This window comes from Marinobacter sp., assembly GCF_033722195.1.
Lineage (GTDB): Bacteria > Pseudomonadota > Gammaproteobacteria > Pseudomonadales > Oleiphilaceae > Marinobacter.
Genome location: NZ_JAWVZL010000112.1, coordinates 1 through 8846, shown reverse-complemented (window position 1 = coordinate 8846; position 8846 = coordinate 1). Strand labels below are relative to the sequence as shown.

Here is an 8846-nt window from a genome sequence, read left to right as displayed (position 1 = left end):
GGTCTTTTTCCAGGGCCACAGTTCCCCCGGGATCTATGCACGCTCCTTCCTGGAGGGGCGCCTCAACGAAGACCAGCTGGACAATTTCCGGCGTGAAGTGGACGGCAGGGGACTGTCTTCCTACCCGCACCCCTGGCTGATGCCGGATTACTGGCAGTTCCCCACCGTTTCCATGGGTCTGGGCCCGATCCAGGCGATCTACCAGGCCCATGTCATGAAGTACCTCCACAGCCGCGAGCTGATCGACAAGGGTGACCGCAAGGTCTGGTGTTTTATCGGTGACGGCGAGTGCGATGAGCCCGAAACCCTGGGCTCCATCTCCATGGCCGGCCGGGAAAAGCTGGACAACCTGATCTTCGTGGTCAACTGCAACCTGCAGCGCCTCGATGGCCCGGTGCGCGGTAACGGCAAGATCATCCAGGAGCTGGAGGGCATCTTCCGCGGTGCCGGCTGGAATGTGCTCAAGGTGGTCTGGGGCCGCATGTGGGACCCGCTGTTCGAGAAAGACACCGACGGCATCATGCAGAAGGCCATGGATGAGGTCTGCGACGGCGACCTGCAGAACTTCAAGAGCAACGGTGCCGCCTACACCCGCAAGAATTTCTTCGGCCGTTACCCCGAGCTGGCCAAGATGGTTGAGGATCTGTCCGATGAGGACATCAAGAAACTCAACCGCGGTGGTCACGACCCCTACAAGGTGTACGCCGCCTACCATCGTGCCGTGCACAAGAACCAGGGGCGGCCCACCGTAATCCTGGCCCACACCATCAAGGGCTATGGCTTTGGCGAGGCGGGCGAGGCCCAGAACACCGCCCACTCCCTGAAGAAACTGGATGTGGAGGCGCTCAAGAGCTTCCGTGACCGGTTCGCCATTCCGCTGAAGGACGACGAGCTCAAGGACGTGCCCTACTACCGGCCGGCACCGGACAGCCCGGAAATGGTCTACATGCGCAAGCGCCGGCAGGACCTGGGCGGTTTCTATCCCAAGCGCCGCAAGGACAGTCAGCCGCTGCAGATTCCGGAACTGGACATCTTCAAGACCCTGACCGAAGGCTCGGACGGTCGCGCCATTTCCACCACCATGGCCTTTGTACGGCTGCTGACAGCGCTGACCAAGGACAAGCGGGTCGGCAAGCGGGTGGTGCCCATCGTGCCGGACGAGGCCCGTACCTTTGGTATGGAAGGCATGTTCCGCCAGCTGGGGATCTACACGTCCGAGGGCCAGAAGTACACGCCCCAGGATCGTGACCAGATCATGTACTACAAGGAGGACAAGAAGGGCCAGATTCTCGAGGAGGGCATCAATGAGGATGGCTCCATGGCGGCCTGGATGGCGGCGGCCACCTCCTACAGCGTCAACGACTTCCCGCTGATTCCGTTCTACACCTTCTATTCCATGTTCGGCTTCCAGCGCGTGGGTGACCTGGCCTGGGCTTCCGGTGACATCCAGGCCCGGGGCTTCCTGGTGGGGGGCACCTCCGGTCGCACCACCCTCAACGGCGAGGGTCTGCAGCACCAGGATGGCCACAGCCATGTACTGGCCAATACCATCCCCAACTGCATCGCCTACGATCCGGCCTACGCCTACGAGCTGGCCGTGGTGGTCCATGAAGGCATGAAGCGCATGTACGAGCGCAACGAAAATGTCTTCTACTACGTCACCATCATGAACGAGAACTACGAGCAGCCGGCCATGCCCAAGGGTGTCGAGGAGGGCATCATCAAGGGCATGTACCTGTTTGAGTCGGTGAACCTGCAGGGCAACAAGAAGTCGCCCCGGGTCCAGCTGCTGGGCTCCGGTGCCATCCTCAACGAGGTGCGGGCCGCCGCCCAGCTGCTCAAGGACGACTTCAACGTGGGCAGTGACGTCTGGAGTGTCACCAGTTTCAACGAACTGGCCCGGGACGGCCAGCACGTGGACCGCTGGAACCGTTTCCACCCGGATGACAAGCCCCGCAAGGCCTACATCACCGAGTGCCTGGAGAAACAGCACGGTCCGGTGGTGTCCTCCACCGATTACATGAAGCTGCACTCCGAGCAGGTCCGGGCCTATGTGCCGGGTACCTACGTGACTCTCGGTACCGACGGCTTTGGCCGCAGTGACACCCGCGAGAAGCTGCGCAGCTTCTTCGAAGTGGATCGCTACCATGTGGTGGTGGCGGCTCTGACGGCGCTGGCACGGGAAGGTGAAGTCAAAGGGGACAAAGTCCTCGAGGCAATGCGCAAGTACGGCATTGATCGCAACAAACCGAACCCGGTGCAGAGCTAAGGAGTCCGCCATGAGTGAACAGGAAATCAAGGTTCCCGATCTCGGCGGCGCGGATGAAGTCGAGATCATCGAAATCACCGTCAGCGAAGGGGATTCGGTTGAGGAGGAGGATTCCATCCTGACGGTGGAGTCCGACAAGGCGTCGGTGGATCTGCCGTCCCCTGCCAAAGGCAAGATCACCAAGATCTCCGTCAAGGTGGGTGACAAGGTCAGTGAAGGCGATGTGGTCGGCATGATCGACGTCGCCGGAGATGGCGATGGCGAGGAGTCCGAGTCCGGTCCCGAAAAAGGGGAAGCCTCCGGGTCCGGCAAGGAAGAAGCCGGCGCGGACGAATCCGATGCCAGTGAGAGCAAATCCGAGGACCGCCAGGCCAAGAGCAAGCCGAAGAAATCCTCCGGCGGCGGCGAGCGCAAGGAAACCGTGAAGGTGCCGGACCTGGGTGGTTCCGACAATGTTCCGGTGATCGAGATCAACGTCAAGGAAGGCGATGTGGTGGCCGAGGAGGACCCGCTGGTCACGGTGGAGTCGGACAAGGCCACCATGGAGATCCCGTCGCCCTTCGCCGGCAAGATCGCCAAGTTGCTGATCGCCGACGGTGACAAGGTCTCGACCGGCGACGACCTGCTGGAGATGTTGGTCTCCGGCGGCGAAGAGCAGGAGGAAGAGCCCGAGGAGGAGGAAGCAGAGCCACGGGAGGAGAAGTCCTCCGAGGGCAAGTCTTCCGGTGAGGAGAAGCAGGAGGGCAAGACGCAGGGCAAGGCCACCGGTGCCGAAAAAGCCACCAGCGGAGAGGGCCGTGCGCCCCAGGCCGAGCCCGAGATGCCGTCCGCCGGCACCCGGGTCCACGCCGGCCCGGCGGTGCGCAAGCTGGCCCGTGAGCTGGGCGCTGATCTCACCCAGATCAAGGGCAGCGGACCCAAGAGCCGGATACTCAAGGACGATGTCCAGGCCTACGTCAAGAAGCGCCTGAGCCAGGTCCAGGAAGGCGGGTCGGTCTCTGCGGGCGCCGGTATTCCCGGGGTCAAGCTGCCGGACTTCAGCAAGTTTGGTGAGATCGAGCGGGAAAGCATGTCCCGCATGCAGGTTGCCACCGCCAACAACATGCAGCGCAGCTGGCTCAATGTCCCCCACGTGACCCAGTTCGACGAAGCCGACATCACCGAGATGGAGGACTTCCGCAAGAGCCAGAAGCATGCCGGCGAGAAAAAAGGCATCAAGATGACGCCGCTGCCGTTCCTGCTCAAGGCCTGTGCCACCGCGCTGGTGGAGCTGCCGCAGTTCAATGTGTCCTTGGACATGGACCGCAAAGAGGTGATCCACAAGCGCTACATCCACATCGGCATCGCAGTGGATACGCCCGCCGGCCTGATGGTCCCGGTGATCCGGAATGTGGACCAGAAGGGCCTGTGGGAGCTGGCCCAGGAAGCCCAGGAGCTTGCCGGCAAGGCCCGTGACAAGAAGCTCACCGCCGCTGAAATGCAGGGCGCCTGCTTCTCCATCACCAGCCTGGGGGGCATCGGAGGCACCGCCTTCACGCCCATCGTGAACACGCCGGAGGTGGCCATTCTGGGGGTCTCCAAGGCGGCCATGAAGCCGGTGTGGGACGGTTCCGCGTTCCAGCCCAGGCTGATGCTGCCGCTGTCGCTCTCCTACGACCACCGCGCCGTCAACGGTGCCGATGCGGCACGCTTCACGGCACTGCTGAGTCAACTGCTGGGAGACATCCGGCAGCTGCTGCTCTAGGTCGCAGGGTCGTCGAAGTGCCCGCGTGACCGCTATGGCGGCCGCACGGGTGTCTAACCGCTCTTACCCCTGGCCCTGCCCTGTGTTGCCCGCCAAGGCTGCCACACAGGCGCGCAGGGCCATGGTGTTTGGCGAGCAAATGGTCTAGCGTCCAGGTTTCCGTTCAAGCCTGGAGTTGAATATGTCCGTTGCCCAGACGCTCGCCCGCCCATTCACCCTCGCCAATGGCCAGGCCCTGCCCAACCGCTTTGCCAAGTCCGCCATGAGTGAAACCATGGGCACCATCGATAACCGGGCCACGCCTGCCCTGGCCACCCTGTACGGCACCTGGGCCGACGGCGGCACCGGCCTGCTGATCACCGGCAACGTCATGGTGGATGGCCGCCACATTGGCGAGCCCAGGAACGTGGTGCTGGAGGATGAGCGGGATCTTGCCCTGCTCAGGAGCTGGGCGCAGGCCGGCACCCGGGCCGGCAACCAGCTCTGGATGCAGCTCAACCACCCCGGCAAGCAGAGCCCGAAAATGCTCAACCGTGACCCGGTATCCCCCAGTGCGGTGCCTTTCCGCAAGGAGCTGCAGGGCATGTTTGCCACTCCCAGGGCTCTCACCGGCGAGGAAATCCGGGACATCATCCAGCGTTTTGCCACCAGTGCCGCGATCGCGCAGAAGGCCGGCTTCAATGGGGTTCAGATCCACGGGGCCCACGGTTATCTGGTGAGCCAGTTCCTGTCGCCGCACCATAACCAGCGCAGTGACGAATGGGGCGGCTCGCCGGAAAACCGCAGGCGTTTCGTGCTGGAGATCTATCGCGCCATCCGGGCCGCCACCGGCGCCGGATTCAGTGTCGGTATCAAGCTCAATTCCGCCGATTTCCAGCGTGGTGGCTTCACCGAGGCGGAATCCCTGGATGTGATCTCGGCCCTGGCGTCGGAGGGCATCGACCTGGTGGAGATCTCCGGCGGCAACTATGAGAACCCGGCCATGGCCAAGGGCACCAGGGCCAGCACCCGCGAGCGCGAGGCCTACTTTCTGGAGTTCGCCGAGCAGGTCCGTCAGCAGGTCAGTGTGCCGCTGATGGTGACCGGCGGTTTCCGCAGCTCCACAGGCATGGCAAAGGCCCTGGAAAGCGGCGCAACGGACCTGGTCGGGCTGGCCCGACCGCTGGCGGTGGAGCCGGACCTGCCCAAGCGGATTCTGGCGGGAGAGGAGGTCACAAGCCTGGTCCGGCCCATCACCACCGGCATCAAGGCCATCGACAATCTGGCGCTGATGGAAGTGAGCTGGTACACCCGCCAGCTCGACCGTATGGGCCGTGGCAAGGCGCCGAGGATCCATGACCGGGGCCTGCTGTCCTTGATGGAGGTGCTGGCGGTGACGGCAACCCGGGGCATCCGAACCCGACTGCGGGCGTAGCAGGGTCTCAGGCCGAGCGCAGCAGGTGCACGGCGAACCAGGCCTTTGGGTCCGTCCAGCATTCGACCGGGGCCAGGCCGGCACTTTGGGCCAGTGCCAGGAAGGTGTCCGGCTCATACTTGTAGGAGCTCTCGGTGTGAATCGAGTCTCCCGGTGCCAGCCGGCGCCGGAGATCGCCGGCCCGCAACTCGGTTGCCCGGCGGCAGACCAGGTGCATCTCGATCCGGCCTGCCGCCTCATTGTAGAAGGCCTCATGGCGAAAGGCCCCGGGTTTCAGTTCGCAGTCGAGGCGATGGTTGAGATGGCTCAGCATGTTGAGGTTGAAGCGGGCGGTCAGGCCCTCGCTGTCGTTGTAGGCGGCCTCCAGCGTGGCCCGATCCTTGGGCAGGTCGGTGCCGATCAGCAGGTGACCACCTTCGGCGGCCAGGTCTCGAAAGTTTGCCAGCAGGTCGCGGGCCTGGTCCGGGTCGAAATTGCCGATGGTGGAGCCGGGGAAGAACACCAGGCGGCCGGCTTCCGGCACCTCGGGAGGGAGGCTACGGCACTGGACGAAATCGCCGCAGATTGCGTCCACGGTCAGCTCCGGGTGGCTTGCCGCCAGCCGGCCACAGCAGGAAACCAGGTAGTCGCGGGAAATCTCGATGGGGGCGTAGTGCTGCAATTGAGCGTCCTGGAGCAATGACATCGCCTTCTCACAGCTGCCGCTGCCAGGTTCCACCAAGACCCGGCGGTTGGCCACCCGCGCCAGCATCTGAGGCAGGAATCTATCGAAAATGTCAGCCTCGACCCGGGTGGGGTAGTACTCTGGTGTGCGGGTGATGGCGTCAAACAGGACGGAGCCCCTGGCGTCGTAGAAAAACTTGGGGTGCAGCCAGGGCGATTCCGCGGAAAGCCCGGTCTTTACCAGGTCAAGATCGTCCTCGCTGGCCTGGCTCAGATGGTGGACTCTGAGGTTCCGGGGCGACTGGAGCCGGCTTTTCCCGCCATCGGCGAAACCTTCCATGGGCTGCGTTCTCCTGAAGGGGTGATACCCGGTCACGTTATCCCGTCCGGGGGCGATTACAGGTCCGCGGATGTGGCGTCCCGTGCCAGGCGAAGGCCGGTGAATTGCCAGCGGCTCTCCGGGTAGAAAAAGTTGCGATAGCTGGCACGGCTGTGGCCCGGCGGCGTGGCGCAGGAACTGCCCCGCAGCACGAACTGGCTGCACATGAACTTACCGTTGTATTCCCCGAGGGCGCCGCGGGCCGTCCGGTAGGCGGGGTAGGCGGCGTAGGCTGACGCCGTCCATTGCCAGACCTGGCCGAAAAGATCCCTGAGACCGGCTCCGGTGTCCGCTCCGGTCGGATGCAATGCCGGCGGCGTGCGAGCGGCCGCAGCATCGCCCTGATCCTGCCGGCAGGCGTGCTCCCATTCCGCTTCCGATGGCAGGCGGGCATCAAGCCAGCGGGCGTAGGCATCGGCTTCAAAGTAACTCAGGTGGCAGACCGGGTGATGGTCGTCCGGGGGCTGGTTGCCGTAGAGGGTGAACTGGCCTGGATGGGTGTCGTCCGGTTGCCAGTACAGGGGGTGGCGCCAGTCCTCCTGCTGGACCCGGCTCCAGCCATCGGAGAGCCAGAGTTCCGGGCGGCGGTAACCGCCATCCTCGATGAAGGCCCGGAACTCGCCGTTGGTGACCAGGGCCCGGGCCAGGGTAAATGGTTCCAGCCAATGCCGATGGCGAGGGCGTTCGTTGTCAAAACCGAAACCCTCGCCACGGGCCTGGCCGATCTCGACCAGACCGCCCTGGTAGGACTGGAAGCCGCCTTCAGCCGGGCGGGCCGGAGGCAGACTGCCACTCCGGTAGGCCGGCGCCAGGGGATTGCAGGCGAAATTGTACTTCAGGTCCGTGAGCATCAATTCCTGGTGCTGTTGCTCGTGATTCAGCCCCAGGGTGAGGCGCGCCATGATTTCCGGCTGTTTGAGTGCGGCCGGCTGGTCCAGCAGCGACACCATGCCCTGGTCCACATGATGCCGGTAGGCCAGTACCTCGGCCAGATCCGGTCGGGACAGAAGATGCCTTTGCGGACGGGGGTGCTGCTGGCCAACGCCGTTGTAATAGGAGTTGAACAGGACCTGGAAGCGGTCATCAAAGCCGCGGTAATCCGGTTTGAAGGGGCGCAGCACAAAGGTTTCGAAAAACCAGGTGGTGTGGGCCAGATGCCACTTCAGGGGGCTGGTCTCAGCCACCGCCTGCAGATTGCAGTCCTCGGATGTGAGGCCCTCGCAGAGCCGTTCGGAATAATCTCGTACCTGGCGAAAGCGCAAGCTGCCATCCACTGCGGCCCTGTCGAGCATGGCCTCGGTCTCCTTACCTGTCCGGTTCCCTGTCAGTCCTGACGCGCCGATGGTGAGGGTAAAGAACCGGTTCTGGATGTCTTTGACTTAAAGATACCGAAACACAAAGGGTGTTTTTTTGCAATCGGGGATGGCGATGTGGAGGGAGGCGGGTCCGATACCGGGTTTACCGATCCGGAACCCGCTTGCACCAAGGCAACCGATCAGGTGCCTTGATCCGATCAGTTTGCGAAGAACATGCCGTCAAAGTAACGCTGCAGGTCCTTCATGACGTGGATCTCGTGGGAATTGGTCAGTTCGAACAGAATGTCAGGATTCTTGGCGCGCTTCATAAGTCACCTCCGTTGGGGACAGACAGCTCAGAAATAAGCTTCTCCAAGCTGTCTGCATTGGCTGTGCCAGGAAATTTAACAGTAAAAGTAACAATGACTTAGAGTGTGGGCAATGTGGGTTTTACGTATATTCGGCAGTGCCTGTGCGCCAGGCCGGGGCGGATTGGGTGGCAGCGTGCACCACGAAAAAGCCCCGGTATCGCTACCGGGGCTTCTTGGCTAACACATGAGGCTGGCTCAGAAGTTGTACTGGCCTGCGAACAGGATGCGCATGGCATCGCCGTCGTCGCCGTTCTGGTTCTCACGCTTGAAGTAGCCGTACTCCACACCCAGGTTGGCGTTCTTCACCGGGGACCACTGGTAGTTCACCATGGCGTTCTGGTTGGTTTCGCTCTTGCCGCCGATGATGGCACCGGCGTTGGTGCCGTAATCGTCCTCGGCGTCGTCCCAGTCCACGGTCACCAGGCCATAGCCGATATTGATGCTGCGGCCGCCGCCCAGGTTGATGCCGGCACCGATGGTGCCGCCGTAGCCGGCGATGGTTTCAAGGTTGCCGTTTACCAGATAAGCATCTTCGGCACCGAAGTTTTCACCGGACCGGTACAGGTACGAGTTGGCACCGTCGGTGTAAGTCAGCGCGCCCTGGATGGTGAGCATGTCGGTGAGTGCCATCTTGGCGGCCACGAAGGTGGCAAAGCCCACCGCCGAATCATCTACCGAACCATTTTCCACATCGACCTGTTGAACCAGCAG

The 8846-nt window shown here is 62.9% G+C and carries 6 protein-coding genes; 3 read left to right on the top strand and 3 right to left on the bottom strand.

The features are described 5' to 3' along the window. The 3 genes from aceE to R3280_RS14585 all read left to right on the top strand — a co-directional run. Positions 1-2269 (top strand): pyruvate dehydrogenase (acetyl-transferring), homodimeric type (aceE, locus tag R3280_RS14595; RefSeq protein ID WP_318999345.1); only part of this gene is annotated, 2269 nt, incomplete at its 5' end. 10 nt (positions 2270-2279) lie between these two features. After that, on the top strand, positions 2280-4013 hold the full coding sequence (gene aceF / locus R3280_RS14590) for a dihydrolipoyllysine-residue acetyltransferase (RefSeq protein WP_318999344.1): 1734 nt from the start codon (positions 2280-2282) through the stop codon (positions 4011-4013). A 181-nt stretch (positions 4014-4194) separates the two neighbouring features. Next, positions 4195-5427: an NADH:flavin oxidoreductase/NADH oxidase family protein gene (locus tag R3280_RS14585; protein ID WP_318999343.1), complete on the top strand. Its 1233-nt coding sequence runs from the start codon at positions 4195-4197 to the stop codon at positions 5425-5427. A 7-nt stretch (positions 5428-5434) separates the two neighbouring features. Here the strand turns inward: R3280_RS14585 and egtD are convergent, their stop codons facing one another. From egtD to R3280_RS14570, 3 genes are all read right to left on the bottom strand, one after another. Continuing rightward, the gene (egtD, locus tag R3280_RS14580) at positions 5435-6430 is read right to left on the bottom strand and encodes an L-histidine N(alpha)-methyltransferase (protein ID WP_318999342.1); all 996 of its coding nucleotides are present in this window, start codon (positions 6428-6430) and stop codon (positions 5435-5437) included. A 56-nt stretch (positions 6431-6486) separates the two neighbouring features. Beyond that, positions 6487-7761 (bottom strand): ergothioneine biosynthesis protein EgtB, encoded by a 1275-nt coding sequence (egtB, locus tag R3280_RS14575; protein ID WP_318999341.1) that lies wholly within the window; start codon positions 7759-7761, stop codon positions 6487-6489. 569 nt (positions 7762-8330) lie between these two features. Then, positions 8331-8846: DcaP family trimeric outer membrane transporter (locus tag R3280_RS14570; protein ID WP_318999340.1), on the bottom strand; the 516-nt coding region annotated here is incomplete at its 5' end.